This window comes from Pseudomonas sp. 05N431 (genome assembly GCF_056397005.1).
Genome location: NZ_JBFTMN010000011.1, coordinates 161,247 through 177,620 on the forward strand (window position 1 = coordinate 161,247; position 16,374 = coordinate 177,620).

Genomic DNA, 16,374 nt, shown 5'->3' on the forward strand with positions numbered 1-16,374 from the left:
CGACATCAATGTCGAATGTCATGACCTCATCGAGAGCAAGCTCGCTCCCACATTCAATCGCAGTTAGAACTGCGATTGCAGGTAGTTTTCCAGGCCTACCAATTTGATCAGACCCAACTGCTTCTCCAGCCAGTACGTGTGATCTTCTTCGGTGTCAGCCAATTGAACCCGCAGGATCTCGCGACTGACGTAATCCTTGTGCAGCTCGCAGAGCTCGATGCCCTTGCAGAGTGCGGCACGGACTTTATATTCCAGGCGCAAGTCGGCAGCGAGCATCTCGGGCACCGTGGCGCCGATGTCCAGATCGTCTGGACGCATACGCGGCGTGCCTTCGAGCATGAGGATCCGACGCATCAATGCATCTGCGTGCTGGGCCTCTTCTTCCATCTCGTGGTTGATGCGCTCGTAGAGCTCGGTAAAACCCCAGTCCTCATACATCCGCGAATGGATGAAATATTGATCACGTGCTGCCAGTTCGCCTGTGAGCAACGTGTTGAGGTAATCGATTACGTCTGGGTGGCCTTGCATCGCCCTACATCTCCCTGCTTGAAAGTCTGTAGTTTGAACCAAGCGGACTGATTGGTCACTCGAATAGCGCGATAAAAGCGAAGATACTCCGAGAAAAGTAGCTTAAATAACGCAAAAACCGCCAAAATGAGGGCGGTTCTGCTTATCGTTTAGACTTAGTTAAGCTGTACACCCAAGGCCTTTGCGATGCCTTCTCCGTAAGCAGCATCTGCCTTGTAGAAGTGCTGCAGCTGACGCTGAACCACATCACTGGAAACGCCCGACATAGCACCGGCAATGTTGTTGATCAGCAGGGTTTTCTGCTCATCGTTCATCAAGCGAAACAACGCACCGGCGTGGCTGTAGTAATCCGTATCTTCACGGTGATCGTAACGATCAGCCGCGCCGCTCAGGGCCAGTGCTGGCTCTGCGTATTGTGGAGCTTGCTTCGGTGCACCGGCGTAGCTGTTAGGCTCATAGTTCGGTGCACTGCCACCGTTGCTGCCAAATGCCATCGAGCCGTCGCGCTGGTAGCTGTTGACCGGGCTGCGCGGCGCATTCACCGGCAACTGCTGGTGATTGGTACCGACACGGTAGCGGTGCGCATCGGCGTAGGCGAATACCCGACCTTGCAGCATACGGTCTGGCGACAAGCCCACACCCGGCACCATGTTGCTTGGACCAAATGCCGCCTGCTCGACTTCAGCGAAGTAGTTTTGCGGATTGCGATTAAGCTCAAGCTCACCGACCTCGATCAGCGGGAATTCCTTCTGCGACCAGGTTTTGGTCACGTCGAACGGGTTCTCGTAATGCGCCGCGGCCTGGGTCTCGGTCATGACCTGAATGCACACGCGCCATTTCGGGAAATCACCGCGCTCGATCGCACCAAACAGGTCACGTTGAGCGTAATCAGGATCAGTACCGGCCAGGCGTGCAGCTTCTGCCGGCGCCAGGTTCTTGATGCCCTGTTTGGTCTTGTAGTGCCACTTCACCCAGTGACGCTCGCCTTTGGCGCTGATCAGGCTGTAGGTGTGGCTGCCAAAGCCGTGCATGTGCCGGTAGCCGTCAGGGATGCCGCGATCCGAAAACAGGATGGTGACCTGGTGCAGCGCCTCAGGCGAATGCGACCAGAAGTCCCACATCATTTGTGCGCTTTTCAGGTTGCTTTGCGGCAAACGTTTTTGGGTATGGATAAAGTCCGGAAACTTCAGAGGATCACGAATGAAGAACACTGGCGTGTTGTTACCCACGATGTCCCAGTTGCCTTCTTCGGTGTAGAACTTCAGCGCAAAACCACGCGGGTCGCGTTCGGTATCTGCAGAGCCGCGTTCGCCGCCCACGGTGGAGAAACGCAGGAAGGTCGGGGTTTGCTTGCCAACGGACTCAAACAGCTTGGCACTGGTGTATTGGGTAATGTCGCGGGTAACGGTGAACGTACCGTAAGCACCCGAGCCTTTGGCGTGTACGCGGCGCTCAGGGATGTTTTCACGGTTGAAGTGGGCAAGCTTCTCGATCAGGTGAAAGTCGTCGAGCAGCAGCGGGCCACGAGGGCCAGCGGAACGGGAATTCTGGTTGTCGGCGACGGGCGCGCCACTGGCAGTGGTAAGCGTTTTATTCTGGCTCATGCGATCTCTTCCTGTGTCAGTCTTGGAACTGCCGGCTAATCGGCTTGGAGGGAAGTATTAATCATCAATATGACAGCCACAAATTCATTAACTTGCAGACATCGATAGATAAATACTAATTACCAACCCACGCCTATAGTGCAGACAGGAAAAGGCTTGAAGCTTGTATGTAGAGCGCATTTCTTACAGGCACAAAAAACCGGGCACTAGGCCCGGTTCTTCGTTTCAGACTGACGTCTTACTCAGCGGATACAGCTTCACCGCCGACAGCACGATCAACCAACTCGACGTACGCCATAGGCGCGTTGTCGCCAGCGCGGAAACCGCACTTGAGGATGCGCAGGTAGCCACCCTCACGGGTAGCGTAACGCTTGCCCAGGTCGTTGAAGAGCTTACCGACGATAGCTTTCGAACGAGTACGGTCGAAAGCCAGACGGCGGTTAGCCAGGCTGTCTGTCTTGGCCAAAGTGATCAGCGGCTCAGCAACGCGACGCAGTTCTTTAGCTTTTGGCAGTGTAGTTTTGATCAGCTCGTGCTCGAACAGCGACACCGCCATGTTTTGAAACATGGCCTTGCGGTGCGAGCTGGTGCGGCTCAGGTGACGACCACTTTTACGATGACGCATGGTTCATTCCTTACCAAACACAACGTTCGGTGATTACGACGATCAGGCAGTCGCCTTGTCGTCCTTCTTAAGACTTGCAGGCGGCCAGTTGTCGAGGCGCATGCCGAGGGACAGACCGCGGGAGGCCAGAACGTCCTTGATTTCAGTCAAGGATTTCTTGCCAAGGTTCGGAGTCTTCAACAGTTCTACTTCGGTACGCTGAATCAGGTCACCGATGTAGTAAATGTTTTCCGCCTTAAGGCAGTTAGCCGAACGTACAGTCAGTTCCAGATCGTCAACCGGGCGAAGCAGGATCGGATCGATCTCGTCTTCTTGCTCGATTACCACTGGTTCGCTGTCACCTTTGAGGTCGACGAACGCAGCCAACTGCTGTTGCAGAATGGTTGCAGCGCGGCGGATAGCCTCTTCAGGATCCAGAGTACCGTTGGTTTCCAGATCAATAACCAGCTTGTCCAGGTTAGTACGCTGTTCGACACGGGCGTTTTCCACCACGTATGCGATACGGCGAACCGGGCTGAACGAAGAGTCAAGCTGCAAGCGACCGATGCTGCGGCTTTCGTCTTCATCGCTCTGACGCGAGTCGGCCGGTTCATAACCACGACCACGAGCTACTACTAGCTTCATGTTCAGGGCGCCGTTAGACGCCAGGTTAGCGATTACGTGATCGGGATTAACGATCTCGACATCATGATCCAGCTGAATATCGGCAGCGGTAACCACCCCCGAACCCTTCTTCGACAAGGTCAGCGTAACTTCGTCACGGCCGTGCAGCTTGATAGCCAGACCTTTAAGGTTCAACAGGATTTCAATTACGTCTTCCTGTACACCTTCGATGGCGCTGTACTCGTGGAGCACACCGTCAATCTCGGCCTCGACTACTGCACAGCCGGGCATTGAGGACAACAGGATGCGGCGCAGCGCGTTGCCCAGGGTGTGGCCAAAACCACGCTCGAGAGGCTCGAGAGTGATCTTGGCGCGGGTTGGACTGACAACCTGCACATCAATATGGCGGGGTGTCAGGAACTCATTTACCGAAATCTGCATGGATGCACCTATTTTCTAGCCCTTACTTGGAGTAGAGCTCGACAATCAGGCTTTCGTTGATGTCGGCGGACAGATCACTGCGAGCTGGAACGTTCTTGAAAACGCCCGACTTCTTCTCAGTGTCTACTTCTACCCATTCTACGCGGCCACGTTGGGCACACAGATCGAGAGCTTGGACAATGCGAAGTTGGTTCTTTGCTTTCTCGCGAATCGCGACCACGTCACCAGCACGAACCTGGTAGGACGGAACGTTTACGGTCTGACCGTTAACGCTGACGGATTTGTGCGATACCAGCTGACGGGATTCGGCACGAGTCGAACCAAAGCCCATACGGTATACAACGTTGTCCAGACGGCATTCGAGCAGCTGCAACAGGTTTTCGCCAGTTGCGCCTTTCTTGCCAGCAGCTTCTTTGTAGTAGCCGCTGAATTGACGCTCGAGAACGCCGTAGATACGACGGACCTTCTGCTTTTCACGCAGTTGGGTGCCGTAATCGGACTGGCGACCGCGGCGTTGGCCGTGGATACCAGGTGCTGCTTCAATGTTGCACTTCGATTCGATCGCGCGCACGCCGCTCTTCAGGAAGAGATCGGTGCCTTCGCGACGAGCGAGTTTGCATTTTGGACCAATGTAACGAGCCATTCTTTACAATCTCCTGGATTACACGCGGCGCTTCTTCGGCGGACGGCACCCGTTGTGCGGGATTGGCGTCACGTCGGTGATGCTGGCGATCTTATAGCCACAGCCGTTCAAAGCACGGACAGCGGACTCACGACCTGGACCTGGACCTTTGACGTTAACGTCGAGGTTTTTCAGGCCATATTCCAGCGCAGCTTGACCAGCACGTTCAGCAGCTACTTGAGCAGCAAACGGGGTGGACTTGCGGGAACCGCGGAAACCCGAACCACCGGAGGTAGCCCAGGAAAGAGCGTTACCTTGACGGTCGGTGATGGTCACGATTGTGTTGTTAAAAGACGCGTGGATGTGGGCGATGCCATCAACCACTGTCTTTTTGACTTTTTTACGAGGACGAGCAGCAGGTTTTGCCATGATTAAATTCCTGTCGATTCGCTGGGGCGATTACTTGCGGATCGGCTTACGCGGACCTTTACGGGTACGCGCGTTGGTCTTGGTACGCTGACCGCGTACTGGCAGACCACGACGATGACGCAGACCGCGATAGCAACCGAGGTCCATCAAGCGCTTGATTTTCATGTTGATTTCGCGACGCAGGTCACCTTCAGTGGTGAACTTCGCCACTTCGCCACGCAGCTGTTCAATCTGCTCGTCGCTCAGATCCTTGATCTTTGCGGCTGGGTTTACCCCAGTCACTGCACAGATCTTCTGTGCAGTTGTGCGACCAACACCATAGATGTAGGTCAGCGAGATAACAGTATGCTTGTTATCTGGAATGTTGACGCCTGCAATACGGGCCATTCAGTGGGACTCCAATTGACAGCTACCTACGCCCCGGAAGCCAAGAAATAGGGCGCGAGATAATATCGCTGTAATAACAAATAATCAACCCAGCAGCGCACTAGCTGCTGGGCTTGAAGCACAATCACACTCAGCCTTGGCGCTGTTTGTGACGCGGTTCCGCGCTGCAAATTACTCGAACAACACCTTCGCGGCGAATAATCTTGCAGTTACGGCACAGCTTTTTCACCGATGCACGAACTTTCATCACCAACTCCTCGAACCTTATGGGTCAGCGCAGCATGCCGCTGCCGTAACCCTTCAGGTTGGCTTTCTTCATCAGGGATTCGTACTGGTGCGAAACGAGGTGCGATTGTACTTGGGACATGAAGTCCATCACAACCACGACCACGATCAGCAACGAGGTCCCGCCAAGGTAGAACGGAACGTTTGCTGCAACCACCAGGAACTGGGGCAACAGGCACACGGCCGTCATATAAAGAGCACCGAACATGGTCAAGCGAGTCAGAACGCCATCAATATAGCGCGCAGACTGCTCACCTGGACGGATACCCGGAATAAAGGCACCGGACTTCTTCAGGTTTTCCGCTACGTCTTTCGGATTGAACATCAACGCCGTATAGAAGAAGCAGAAGAAAATAATCCCTGCACTAAACAGCAGAATATTCAACGGCTGACCAGGAGCGATCGACTGCGAGATGTCCTGCAACCAGCCCATACCTTCAGACTGACCAAACCAGGCACCCAACGAAGCCGGGAACAGCAAAATGCTGCTCGCGAAAATAGCCGGAATAACACCGGCCATGTTCACTTTCAGCGGCAAGTGGCTAGTCTGCGCAGCAAACACCTTGCGGCCCTGCTGACGCTTGGCGTAGTGAACAGCAATACGACGCTGACCACGCTCAATGAACACCACGAAACCGATAATCGCTACTGCCAGCAAACCGATGGCAACCAAGGCGAAGATGTTGATATCACCCTGACGCGCAGACTCGAAAGACTGCCCGATTGCTCTCGGAAGACCGGCGACGATACCCGAAAAAATCAACATCGAGATACCGTTGCCAACACCACGCTCAGTAATCTGCTCACCCAGCCACATCATGAACATCGCACCAGCCACAAACGTGGATACCGCGACGAAATGGAAGCCAAAGTCACCAGTGAACGCAACGCCCTGCCCCGCCAGGCCAATGGACATGCCAATAGCCTGAACGAGAGCGAGGACGACAGTGCCGTAGCGGGTGTACTGGCTGATCTTGCGACGGCCAGCTTCACCTTCCTTCTTCAACTGCTCCAGCTGCGGGCTGACGGCTGTCATCAGTTGCATGATGATCGATGCCGAAATGTACGGCATGATCCCCAGTGCAAAGATGCTCATCCGCTCCAGCGCGCCGCCGGAAAACATGTTGAACAAGCTAAGAATGGTCCCCTCATTCTGTCGAAACAGGTCTGCGAGTCGGTCCGGGTTGATACCTGGAACCGGGATGTGTGCGCCTATTCGGTAGACGATAATCGCCAGGAACAGAAAACGCAGACGAGCCCAGAGTTCAGACATACCGCCTTTGCCGAGCGCAGAGAGAGCACCTTGCTTAGCCATTTATTCCTCGAACTTGCCGCCAGCTGCTTCGATAGCCGCACGCGCACCTTTGGTGGCGCCGATTCCCTTTCCGATGGTGACAGCGCGAGTAACTTCGCCGGACAGCATGATTTTCACACGCTGAACGTTGACGTTGATCACGTTGGCATCTTTCAGGGACTGCACGGTGACGATGTCGCCTTCCACTTTAGCCAGCTCGGACAGACGCACTTCTGCGCGGTCCATGGCCTTCAGGGAAACGAAACCGAACTTCGGCAGGCGACGATGCAGCGGCTGTTGACCGCCTTCAAAGCCTGGAGCAATGGTGCCACCGGAGCGGGAGGTTTGACCTTTGTGACCACGGCCACCAGTCTTACCCAAACCACTACCGATACCACGGCCCGGACGATGCTTTTCGCGACGGGAACCCGGCGCTGGACTCAGATCATTGAGTTTCATCGATTAACCCTCGACACGCAGCATGTAGTAAGCCTTGTTGATCATCCCGCGATTCTCGGGAGTATCCTGGACTTCTACAGTGTGACCGATGCGACGCAGACCCAGACCCTTAACGCACAGTTTGTGGTTAGGGATGCGGCCGGTCATGCTTTTGATCAGCGTAACTTTAACGGTAGCCATGATCAGAAGATCTCCTTGACGCTTTTGCCACGCTTGGCGGCAATGGATTCAGGAGACTGCATAGCTTTCAAACCTTTGAAAGTGGCGTGAACCACGTTTACCGGGTTAGTCGAGCCGTAGCACTTGGCCAGAACGTTCTGAACGCCAGCAACTTCGAGGACAGCACGCATAGCGCCGCCAGCGATGATACCGGTACCTTCAGAAGCAGGCTGCATGTACACCTTCGAAGCGCCGTGAGCGGACTTCATTGCGTACTGCAGAGTGGTGCCGTTCAGATCAACTTGGATCATGTTGCGGCGAGCAGCTTCCATTGCCTTCTGGATCGCAGCAGGCACTTCACGCGACTTGCCACGGCCGAAGCCAACACGCCCTTTACCATCACCAACCACGGTCAACGCGGTGAAAGTGAAGATACGGCCGCCTTTAACGGTTTTGGCTACGCGGTTAACTTGAACCAGCTTCTCGATGTAGCCTTCGTCGCGCTTTTGGTCGTTATTTGACATAACTTAGAACTCCAGCCCAGCTTCACGAGCAGCATCAGCCAGCGCCTTGACGCGACCGTGGTACTTGAAGCCAGAGCGGTCGAAAGCCACCTGCGAGACGCCAGCGGCTTTAGCACGCGTAGCGACCAGCTGGCCAACCTTAGTGGCCGCGTCGATGTTGCCAGTGGCGCCATCACGCAGTTCTTTATCCAAAGTCGAGGCACTTGCCAGGACTTTGTTGCCGTCGGCCGAAATGACCTGGGCGTAGATGTGCTGCGACGAGCGGAACACGCAGAGACGCACGACTTCGAGTTCGTGCATTTTCAGGCGTGCTTTGCGAGCGCGACGCAGTCGAGTAACTTTTTTGTCGGTCATTTGCTATGCCCTACTTCTTCTTGGCTTCTTTACGACGGACGACTTCGTCCGCGTAGCGCACACCTTTGCCTTTGTACGGCTCTGGTGGACGGAAGTCGCGGATCTCGGCGGCCACTTGACCTACCAGCTGCTTGTCGATGCCCTTGATCAGGATATCGGTCTGGCTAGGAGTCTCAGCGGTGATGCCTTCCGGCAGTTCATAATCCACTGGGTGCGAGAAGCCAAGAGCCAGGTTCAGCACTGTGCCTTTTGCTTGCGCTTTGTAACCAACACCGACCAGCTGGAGCTTGCGCTCGAAGCCTTGGCTTACGCCTTGGACCATGTTGTTTACCAACGCACGAGTGGTACCAGCCATTGCGCGAGTTTGTTGATCGCCATTGCGAGCAGCGAAACGCAGCTCACCAGCTTCTTCAACGATCTCAACGGACGAATGGATGTTCAGTTCGAGAGTGCCCTTGGCACCCTTCACCGAAAGCTGTTGGCCTGCGAATTTAACTTCGACACCGGCTGGCAGCTTAACGGGGTTCTTAGCGACGCGAGACATGCTTATCCCCCCTTAGAACACAGTGCAAAGAACTTCGCCGCCGACACCGGCAGCGCGCGCAGCACGATCCGTCATCACACCTTTGTTGGTGGAGACGATAGACACACCGAGACCGCCACGAACTTTTGGCAGATCATCGACGGACTTGTACTGACGCAGGCCTGGACGGCTAACGCGCTTCACTTCCTCGATGACCGGACGGCCTTCGAAGTACTTCAGCTCGATGGACAGCAGTGGTTTGATTTCGCTGCTGATCTGATAACCCGCGATGTAACCTTCGTCCTTCAGGACTTTAGCTACAGCCACCTTCAACGTGGAAGACGGCATGCTTACGACGGACTTTTCAGCCATCTGGGCATTACGGATTCGAGTTAGCATGTCCGCTAACGGGTCCTGCATACTCATGGGCTAGACGCTCCTAATACAAAAAAATAAGCCTTGCGGCTACTACCTTCGCCGAGAAACTCCGCGCGAAAAAAGCACGGGCTCAGGCGAGCCGGGTATTCTAGACACACCCCACAAATGAATCAAGCCCCAATAGGGGCTTGATTCAAGTTCAAGGTCACCGGTGGTCAGGATCTTGCGACCCTGAGCACCGAGACTTTGATAGTGCTTACCAGCTGGCTTTAACCAGACCAGGTACGTCACCACGCATTGCCGCTTCACGCAGTTTGTTACGGCCCAGGCCGAACTTGCGGTAAACGCCGTGTGGACGACCGGTCAGGCGGCAGCGGTTACGCATGCGCGAAGCGCTTGCGTCACGTGGCTGCTTCTGCAGAGCTACTGTAGCTTCCCAACGCGCTTCTGGACTTGCGTTCAGATCAACGATGATAGCTTTCAGTGCTGCACGCTTCTTGGCGTACTTGGCAACCGTGAGCTGACGCTTCAGCTCGCGGTTTTTCATGCTCATCTTGGCCATTTTCCTACTCCAATCAGTTGCGGAACGGGAATTTGAAAGCACGCAGCAATGCGCGACCTTCATCATCGTTCTTGGCAGTGGTGGTCAGGGTAATGTCCAGACCGCGGAGAGCATCGATCTTGTCGTAATCGATTTCCGGGAAAATGATCTGCTCTTTTACGCCCATGCTGTAGTTACCACGACCATCGAAGGACTTGGCATTCAGGCCGCGGAAGTCGCGAACCCGAGGCAGGGAGATCGACAGCAGACGATCCAGGAACTCATACATACGCTCACGGCGCAGGGTCACTTTGACGCCGATCGGCCAACCTTCACGGACTTTAAAGCCAGCGATGGATTTCCGAGCGTAGGTCACAACGACTTTCTGGCCGGTGATCTTTTCCAGGTCAGCAACAGCGTGCTCGATGACTTTTTTGTCGCCGATCGCTTCGCCCAGACCCATGTTCAGGGTGATTTTGGTAACGCGCGGAACTTCCATCACGTTCGAAAGCTTAAGTTCTTCCTTAAGTTTCGGTGCGATTTCCTTCCGGTAAATCTCTTTTAGTCGTGCCATGGTCTTCTACCTAGCAGTGTTCAAGCATCAACCGCTTTTTGGGTCGACTTGAAGACACGAATTTTCTTGCCGTCTTCTACTTTGAAACCAACGCGGTCAGCCTTGTTGGTTTCGCCGTTGAAAATGGCGACGTTGGAAGCGTGCAGTGGCGCTTCTTTTTCGACGATACCGCCTTGTACGCCCGACATCGGGTTAGGCTTGGTATGACGCTTAACCAGGTTCAGACCACCAATGACCAGACGGTCGTCAGCGAGAACCTTAAGCACCTTACCGCGCTTACCTTTGTCTTTGCCGGCGATCACGATGATCTCGTCGTCACGACGAATCTTTTGCATGTCGGATCTCCTTACAGCACTTCTGGGGCGAGCGAGACGATCTTCATGAACTTCTCAGTACGAAGTTCACGGGTCACTGGCCCAAAGATACGGGTGCCGATCGGCTCTTGCTTGTTGTTCAGAAGAACAGCAGCGTTGCCATCAAAGCGGATAATGGAGCCGTCAGCACGACGAACGCCGTGACGAGTGCGGACTACAACAGCAGTCATCACTTGGCCTTTTTTCACTTTACCGCGAGGAATTGCTTCCTTGACGGTAACTTTGATGATGTCACCGATACCAGCGTAACGACGATGGGAGCCACCCAGCACCTTGATGCACATAACACGGCGAGCGCCGCTGTTATCGGCCACATCGAGCATGGATTGAGTCTGAATCATATAATTTCTCCGACCCCTAGTCCTTAGACTTCCACAGCGCGTTCGAGAACATCAACCAGCGCCCAAGACTTGGTCTTGGCCAAAGGACGAGTTTCACGAATAGTGACTTTGTCGCCGATGTGGCACTGATTGGTTTCGTCGTGCGCGTGCAGCTTAGTCGAACGCTTAACGTATTTACCGTAGATCGGGTGCTTTACGCGACGCTCGATCAGAACGGTGATGGTCTTGTCCATTTTGTCGCTGACAACACGGCCAGTCAGCGTACGGACGGTTTTTTCGGCTTCAGCCATGATTACTTACCTGCCTGCTGTTTGAGCACAGTCTTCACGCGAGCGATGTCACGCTTAACTTGCCGGAGCAGGTGAGACTGCCCCAACTGGCCAGTTGCTTTCTGCATACGCAGATTGAACTGGTCGCGCAACAGGCCGAGCAGTTGCTCGTTTAGCTGTGGCGCGTCTTTTTCACGAAGTTCATTCGCTTTCATCACATCACCGTCCGTTTAACAAAGGAGGTGGCGAGCGGCAGCTTTGCAGCAGCCAGGGCGAAAGCCTCACGCGCCAGCTCTTCAGAAACGCCCTCGATTTCATACAGGACTTTGCCTGGCTGAATCTGGGCAACCCAGTACTCCACGTTACCCTTACCTTTACCCATCCGAACTTCGAGTGGCTTTTTGGTGACAGGCTTGTCCGGGAATACACGGATCCAGATCTTGCCGCCACGTTTTACGTGACGGGTCAGAGCACGACGCGCTGACTCGATCTGACGAGCGGTGAGACGACCACGAGCAACAGACTTCAGCGCGAACTCGCCGAAGCTGACTTTGCTACCGCGCAATGCCAGACCACGGTTGTGGCCAGTCATCTGCTTGCGGAACTTCGTACGCTTTGGTTGCAACATTTGGCGTACCCCTTACTTAGCAGCTTTTTTACGAGGCGCTGGTGCTTGTGGTTTCAGCTCTTCTTGGCGACCACCAATTACTTCGCCTTTGAAGATCCAAACCTTTACACCGATCACACCGTAGGTGGTGTGAGCTTCGTAGTTGGCATAGTCGATGTCGGCACGCAGGGTGTGCAATGGCACACGACCTTCGCGATACCATTCAGTACGTGCGATTTCAGCACCGCCGAGACGACCGCTCACTTGGATTTTGATGCCTTTGGCACCAATGCGCATGGCGTTTTGTACAGCGCGCTTCATAGCGCGACGGAACATAACGCGACGCTCCAGCTGCTGAGCTACGCTCTGCGCAACCAGCATACCGTCGAGTTCCGGCTTGCGGATCTCTTCGATATTGATGTGCACAGGCACACCCATTTGCTTGGTCAGGTCCTGACGCAGTTTCTCAACATCTTCACCTTTCTTCCCGATAACGATACCTGGACGAGCGGTGTGGATGGTGATACGTGCAGTTTGGGCCGGACGATGGATATCGATACGGCTTACGGACGCGCTTTTTAGTTTGTCTTGGAGATACTCACGCACCTTCAGATCAGCGAACAAATAGTCCGCATAAGTCCGACCGTCTGCGTACCAGACGGAGGTGTGCTCCTTGACGATTCCCAGGCGAATGCCAATGGGATGTACTTTCTGACCCATCTCTTCGACTCCGTTACTTGTCAGCAACCTTGACAGTGATATGGCAAGACCGCTTGACGATGCGATCAGCACGGCCTTTGGCACGTGGCATGATGCGCTTCAGCGAACGCCCTTCGTTGACGAAAACGGTGCTGACTTTAAGGTCATCAACGTCTGCGCCTTCGTTATGCTCGGCGTTGGCTACGGCCGACTCCAGCACTTTCTTCATGATCTCGGCGGCTTTCTTACTGCTGAAAGCCAACAGGTTGAGCGCTTCGCCCACCTTCTTCCCGCGGATCTGGTCGGCGACCAAGCGGGCTTTCTGGGCGGAGATTCGAGCGCCCGACAACTTAGCGGCTACTTCCATTTCCTAACCCCTTAACGCTTGGCTTTCTTGTCTGCCACGTGCCCACGATATGTGCGGGTACCGGCGAACTCGCCCAGTTTGTGGCCGACCATGTCTTCGTTAACGAGAACTGGGACGTGTTGACGACCGTTGTGTACTGCGATGGTCAGACCGACCATTTGTGGCAGGATCATGGAACGGCGCGACCAGGTCTTAACTGGTTTGCGATCGTTCTTTTCCGCCGCCACTTCGATCTTCTTCAGTAGGTGAAGATCGATAAAAGGACCTTTTTTCAGAGAACGTGGCACTGTCGTATCCCTCTATTTACTTGCGACGACGGACGATCATTTTGTCGGTACGCTTATTACCACGAGTCTTCGCGCCCTTAGTCGGGAAGCCCCATGGCGATACCGGATGACGACCACCAGAGGTACGACCTTCACCACCACCATGTGGGTGGTCAACCGGGTTCATGGCAACACCACGAACGGTTGGGCGAACGCCACGCCAGCGTTTGGCACCAGCTTTACCCAGCGAACGCAGGCTGTGCTCGGAGTTCGAGACTTCGCCCAGGGTCGCACGGCATTCAGCCAGCACTTTACGCATCTCACCAGAACGCAGACGCAGGGTCACGTAGACGCCTTCACGAGCGATCAGCTGAGCCGAAGCACCAGCGGAACGAGCGATTTGCGCGCCTTTACCTGGCTTCAATTCGATGCCGTGTACGGTGCTACCAACTGGAATGTTACGCAGTTGCAGAGCGTTGCCCGGCTTGATCGGCGCCAGAGCACCTGCGATCAGCTGGTCGCCAGCGCTCACGCCTTTAGGGGCGATGATGTAGCGACGCTCGCCATCTGCGTACAGCAGCAAAGCGATGTGAGCAGTACGGTTTGGATCGTATTCGATACGCTCGACAGTGGCAGCGATGCCATCTTTGTCGTTACGACGGAAGTCGACCAGACGATAATGCTGCTTATGACCACCACCGATGTGACGAGTGGTAATACGACCATTGTTGTTACGACCACCAGACTTCGATTTTTTCTCGAGCAGCGGTGCGTGAGGAGCGCCTTTATGCAGCTCCTGGTTGACCACCTTGACCACAAAACGGCGGCCAGGGGAAGTCGGTTTGCATTTAACGATTGCCATGATGCACCCCTTCCTTACTCAGCACTGCTGCTGAAATCGAGATCTTGGCCTGGCTGAAGGGAGATAACTGCCTTCTTCCAGTCATTACGCTTGCCCAGACCGCGAGCAGTGCGCTTGCTCTTACCCAGAACATTCAGGGTAGTAACACGCTCTACTTTCACGCTGAACAGGCTTTCGACGGCCTTCTTGATTTCCAGCTTGGTTGCATCAGTAGCAACCTTGAAAACGAACTGGCCTTTCTTGTCTGCCAGAACCGTAGCCTTCTCGGAAACGTGCGGGCCAAGCAGAACTTTAAATACGCGTTCCTGGTTCATCCCAGCAGCTCCTCGAATTTCTTCACGGCCGACACGGTGATCAACACCTTGTCGTATGCGATCAGACTAACTGGATCGGAACCTTGCACGTCACGTACATCAACGTGTGGCAGGTTACGAGCAGCCAGGTACAGGTTCTGATCAACAGCATCGGACACGATCAGGACATCAGTCAGACCCATGCCATTCAGCTTGTTCAGCAGATCTTTGGTTTTCGGTGCTTCAACAGCGAAGTCCTGAACCACGACCAGACGATCAGTACGCACCAGCTCAGCAAGGATGGAACGCATTGCTGCGCGGTACATCTTCTTGTTCAGCTTTTGGGAGTGATCCTGTGGACGAGCTGCGAAAGTGGTACCGCCGCCGCGCCAGATTGGGCTACGGATAGTACCAGCACGAGCACGGCCAGTACCTTTCTGACGCCATGGGCGCTTACCGCCACCAGAAACGTCGGAACGGGTCTTTTGCTGCTTGCTACCTTGACGGCCGCCAGCCATGTAGGCCACGACTGCTTGGTGAACCAGCGTCTCGTTGAACTCGCCGCCAAATGTCAGTTCGGAAACTTCGATCGCTTGAGCGTCATTTACATTTAATTGCATGTCAGCTTCCCCTTAACCGCGAGCCTTGGCTGCTGGACGTACAACCAGGTTGCCGCCAGTAGCGCCAGGAACAGCGCCCTTGACCAACAACAGATTGCGTTCAGCGTCCACGCGCACTACTTCCAGGGACTGCACGGTCACGCGCTCAGCGCCCATATGACCGGACATTTTTTTGCCCTTGAATACACGACCAGGAGTCTGGCACTGGCCGATAGAGCCTGGGACGCGGTGGGATACGGAGTTACCGTGGGTGTTATCTTGCCCGCGGAAATTCCAACGCTTGATCGTACCCTGGAAGCCTTTACCTTTGGACTGACCGGTTACATCAACCAGTTGACCAGCAGCGAAGATTTCAGCGTTGATCAGATCGCCGGCTTGGTACTCGCCTTCTTCAAGGCGGAATTCCATTACGGTACGACCAGCGGCAACGTTCGCCTTAGCGAAGTGGCCAGCTTGAGCAGCTGTTACACGCGAAGCACGACGCTCGCCGACAGTGACTTGCACTGCACGATAGCCATCGGTCTCTTCAGTTTTGAACTGGGTGACGCGATTCGGCTCGATCTCAATGACCGTGACCGGAATGGAGACACCTTCTTCGGTGAAAATACGGGTCATACCGCATTTACGACCGACTACACCAATAGTCATGTTGTAAACCTCATGAGTGTACGGGGCTTTCACCCGCTATGGCCGCCCATTTCAGAGCGTTACACGACTAAGACCGAGTCTTAGCCGAGGCTGATCTGCACTTCCACACCGGCCGCAAGATCAAGCTTCATAAGTGCATCAACGGTTTTATCCGTTGGCTGGACGATGTCCAGAACGCGCTTATGAGTACGGATCTCGTACTGGTCACGCGCGTCTTTGTTGACGTGCGGGGAGACCAGAACGGTGAACCGCTCTTTACGGGTAGGCAGTGGAATTGGACCACGCACTTGAGCACCAGTACGTTTCGCGGTTTCCACGATTTCCTGGGTGGATTGGTCGATCAGGCGATGGTCAAAAGCCTTCAACCTGATACGGATTTGCTGATTTTGCATTGGATTTCAGACTCCGGCTGCTATTCCCAGCGGGCGCAATACGCCCGTTAAAAGGAGGCGCAATTCTATAGACGCCCCAGATAGGTGTCAACCCAATAAAAAAGCCCCCGCTGAGCGGAGGCTTTTTCAAAGCATCAAAGCTAACTCAACGAAGAGCTTACTCGATGATTTTGGCTACGACGCCAGCGCCGACGGTACGACCGCCTTCACGGATAGCGAAACGCAGACCGTCTTCCATTGCGATGGTTTTGATCAGGGTAACAGTCATCTGAATGTTGTCACCTGGCATTACCATTTCAACGCCTT

Annotated in this window: 31 protein-coding genes; all 31 read right to left on the minus strand. The window is 54.6% G+C overall.

What is annotated here, in order from left to right; all coding sequences use genetic code 11:
- Positions 1-63: 63 nt before the first annotated feature.
- Complete coding sequence (gene bfr, locus AC1DIG_RS20055; RefSeq protein WP_477768697.1) at positions 64-528, minus strand: bacterioferritin; 465 nt, start codon at positions 526-528, stop codon at positions 64-66.
- Between the two features lie 155 nt (positions 529-683).
- Positions 684-2,132 (minus strand): catalase, encoded by a 1,449-nt coding sequence (locus AC1DIG_RS20060; protein WP_477768698.1) that lies wholly within the window; start codon positions 2,130-2,132, stop codon positions 684-686.
- 238 nt (positions 2,133-2,370) lie between these two features.
- Positions 2,371-2,757, minus strand: coding sequence for a 50S ribosomal protein L17 (gene rplQ / locus AC1DIG_RS20065; protein WP_007924175.1), 387 nt, complete (start codon positions 2,755-2,757; stop codon positions 2,371-2,373).
- A 42-nt stretch (positions 2,758-2,799) separates the two neighbouring features.
- Positions 2,800-3,801, minus strand: a complete 1,002-nt coding sequence (locus AC1DIG_RS20070; RefSeq protein ID WP_007924176.1) for a DNA-directed RNA polymerase subunit alpha — start codon at positions 3,799-3,801, stop codon at positions 2,800-2,802.
- Between the two features lie 22 nt (positions 3,802-3,823).
- Entirely contained in the window at positions 3,824-4,444 is a 621-nt protein-coding gene (gene rpsD / locus AC1DIG_RS20075; protein WP_003210056.1) for a 30S ribosomal protein S4, read from the minus strand.
- 18 nt (positions 4,445-4,462) lie between these two features.
- A complete protein-coding gene (gene rpsK, locus AC1DIG_RS20080; RefSeq protein ID WP_002555466.1) occupies positions 4,463-4,852 on the minus strand; it encodes a 30S ribosomal protein S11 in 390 nt (129 codons plus the stop codon).
- A gap of 30 nt (positions 4,853-4,882) precedes the next feature.
- Positions 4,883-5,239, minus strand: coding sequence for a 30S ribosomal protein S13 (rpsM, locus tag AC1DIG_RS20085; protein WP_003186020.1), 357 nt, complete (start codon positions 5,237-5,239; stop codon positions 4,883-4,885).
- Positions 5,240-5,369: 130 nt separating this feature from the next.
- Positions 5,370-5,486, minus strand: a complete 117-nt coding sequence (gene rpmJ / locus AC1DIG_RS20090) for a 50S ribosomal protein L36 (RefSeq protein WP_002555468.1) — start codon at positions 5,484-5,486, stop codon at positions 5,370-5,372.
- Between the two features lie 24 nt (positions 5,487-5,510).
- A complete protein-coding gene (secY, locus tag AC1DIG_RS20095) occupies positions 5,511-6,839 on the minus strand; it encodes a preprotein translocase subunit SecY (RefSeq protein WP_003228718.1) in 1,329 nt (442 codons plus the stop codon).
- A complete protein-coding gene (rplO, locus tag AC1DIG_RS20100) occupies positions 6,840-7,277 on the minus strand; it encodes a 50S ribosomal protein L15 (RefSeq protein ID WP_003228720.1) in 438 nt (145 codons plus the stop codon). It lies immediately after the preceding gene.
- A gap of 3 nt (positions 7,278-7,280) precedes the next feature.
- Positions 7,281-7,457: a 50S ribosomal protein L30 gene (rpmD, locus tag AC1DIG_RS20105; RefSeq protein WP_003176408.1), complete on the minus strand. Its 177-nt coding sequence runs from the start codon at positions 7,455-7,457 to the stop codon at positions 7,281-7,283.
- 2 nt (positions 7,458-7,459) lie between these two features.
- Positions 7,460-7,960, minus strand: coding sequence for a 30S ribosomal protein S5 (gene rpsE / locus AC1DIG_RS20110; protein WP_003186035.1), 501 nt, complete (start codon positions 7,958-7,960; stop codon positions 7,460-7,462).
- A gap of 3 nt (positions 7,961-7,963) precedes the next feature.
- A complete protein-coding gene (gene rplR / locus AC1DIG_RS20115; RefSeq protein ID WP_003186037.1) occupies positions 7,964-8,314 on the minus strand; it encodes a 50S ribosomal protein L18 in 351 nt (116 codons plus the stop codon).
- A gap of 10 nt (positions 8,315-8,324) precedes the next feature.
- Entirely contained in the window at positions 8,325-8,858 is a 534-nt protein-coding gene (gene rplF, locus AC1DIG_RS20120; RefSeq protein WP_003176412.1) for a 50S ribosomal protein L6, read from the minus strand.
- Positions 8,859-8,870: 12 nt separating this feature from the next.
- A complete protein-coding gene (gene rpsH, locus AC1DIG_RS20125; RefSeq protein ID WP_003186040.1) occupies positions 8,871-9,263 on the minus strand; it encodes a 30S ribosomal protein S8 in 393 nt (130 codons plus the stop codon).
- Between the two features lie 208 nt (positions 9,264-9,471).
- On the minus strand, positions 9,472-9,777 hold the full coding sequence (gene rpsN, locus AC1DIG_RS20130) for a 30S ribosomal protein S14 (protein WP_003176414.1): 306 nt from the start codon (positions 9,775-9,777) through the stop codon (positions 9,472-9,474).
- A gap of 13 nt (positions 9,778-9,790) precedes the next feature.
- Positions 9,791-10,330 carry a 50S ribosomal protein L5 gene (gene rplE, locus AC1DIG_RS20135; protein ID WP_003210069.1) on the minus strand — a complete coding sequence of 180 codons (540 nt, stop codon included), beginning with the start codon at positions 10,328-10,330 and terminating at the stop codon, positions 9,791-9,793.
- 20 nt (positions 10,331-10,350) lie between these two features.
- A complete protein-coding gene (rplX, locus tag AC1DIG_RS20140; RefSeq protein WP_071553151.1) occupies positions 10,351-10,665 on the minus strand; it encodes a 50S ribosomal protein L24 in 315 nt (104 codons plus the stop codon).
- An 11-nt stretch (positions 10,666-10,676) separates the two neighbouring features.
- Complete coding sequence (rplN, locus tag AC1DIG_RS20145) at positions 10,677-11,045, minus strand: 50S ribosomal protein L14 (RefSeq protein WP_002555479.1); 369 nt, start codon at positions 11,043-11,045, stop codon at positions 10,677-10,679.
- A gap of 23 nt (positions 11,046-11,068) precedes the next feature.
- Entirely contained in the window at positions 11,069-11,335 is a 267-nt protein-coding gene (rpsQ, locus tag AC1DIG_RS20150) for a 30S ribosomal protein S17 (RefSeq protein WP_003176419.1), read from the minus strand.
- Between the two features lie 2 nt (positions 11,336-11,337).
- Complete coding sequence (gene rpmC / locus AC1DIG_RS20155; RefSeq protein WP_008030901.1) at positions 11,338-11,529, minus strand: 50S ribosomal protein L29; 192 nt, start codon at positions 11,527-11,529, stop codon at positions 11,338-11,340.
- Positions 11,529-11,942, minus strand: coding sequence for a 50S ribosomal protein L16 (gene rplP / locus AC1DIG_RS20160; RefSeq protein ID WP_003186052.1), 414 nt, complete (start codon positions 11,940-11,942; stop codon positions 11,529-11,531). The genes rpmC and rplP overlap by 1 nt, the downstream gene beginning before the upstream one ends.
- Before the next feature lie 12 nt (positions 11,943-11,954).
- Positions 11,955-12,641 (minus strand): 30S ribosomal protein S3, encoded by a 687-nt coding sequence (rpsC, locus tag AC1DIG_RS20165; protein WP_003176422.1) that lies wholly within the window; start codon positions 12,639-12,641, stop codon positions 11,955-11,957.
- Between the two features lie 13 nt (positions 12,642-12,654).
- Positions 12,655-12,987, minus strand: a complete 333-nt coding sequence (gene rplV, locus AC1DIG_RS20170; protein WP_003103908.1) for a 50S ribosomal protein L22 — start codon at positions 12,985-12,987, stop codon at positions 12,655-12,657.
- An 11-nt stretch (positions 12,988-12,998) separates the two neighbouring features.
- Positions 12,999-13,274 carry a 30S ribosomal protein S19 gene (gene rpsS, locus AC1DIG_RS20175; protein WP_002555486.1) on the minus strand — a complete coding sequence of 92 codons (276 nt, stop codon included), beginning with the start codon at positions 13,272-13,274 and terminating at the stop codon, positions 12,999-13,001.
- Positions 13,275-13,290: 16 nt separating this feature from the next.
- The gene (gene rplB, locus AC1DIG_RS20180; RefSeq protein WP_003186055.1) at positions 13,291-14,115 is read right to left on the minus strand and encodes a 50S ribosomal protein L2; all 825 of its coding nucleotides are present in this window, start codon (positions 14,113-14,115) and stop codon (positions 13,291-13,293) included.
- A gap of 14 nt (positions 14,116-14,129) precedes the next feature.
- Positions 14,130-14,429, minus strand: a complete 300-nt coding sequence (gene rplW, locus AC1DIG_RS20185) for a 50S ribosomal protein L23 (RefSeq protein ID WP_002555488.1) — start codon at positions 14,427-14,429, stop codon at positions 14,130-14,132.
- A complete protein-coding gene (gene rplD / locus AC1DIG_RS20190) occupies positions 14,426-15,028 on the minus strand; it encodes a 50S ribosomal protein L4 (protein WP_003186057.1) in 603 nt (200 codons plus the stop codon). Before rplD ends, rplW begins: the two co-directional genes overlap by 4 nt.
- Positions 15,029-15,040: 12 nt before the next feature.
- Complete coding sequence (gene rplC / locus AC1DIG_RS20195; RefSeq protein ID WP_003186059.1) at positions 15,041-15,676, minus strand: 50S ribosomal protein L3; 636 nt, start codon at positions 15,674-15,676, stop codon at positions 15,041-15,043.
- A gap of 80 nt (positions 15,677-15,756) precedes the next feature.
- Positions 15,757-16,068, minus strand: a complete 312-nt coding sequence (rpsJ, locus tag AC1DIG_RS20200; RefSeq protein WP_003186070.1) for a 30S ribosomal protein S10 — start codon at positions 16,066-16,068, stop codon at positions 15,757-15,759.
- 157 nt (positions 16,069-16,225) lie between these two features.
- Positions 16,226-16,374, minus strand: a 149-nt coding sequence (locus AC1DIG_RS20205; RefSeq protein ID WP_477768703.1) for an EF-Tu C-terminal domain-related protein, incomplete at its 5' end; no start/stop codon positions are given.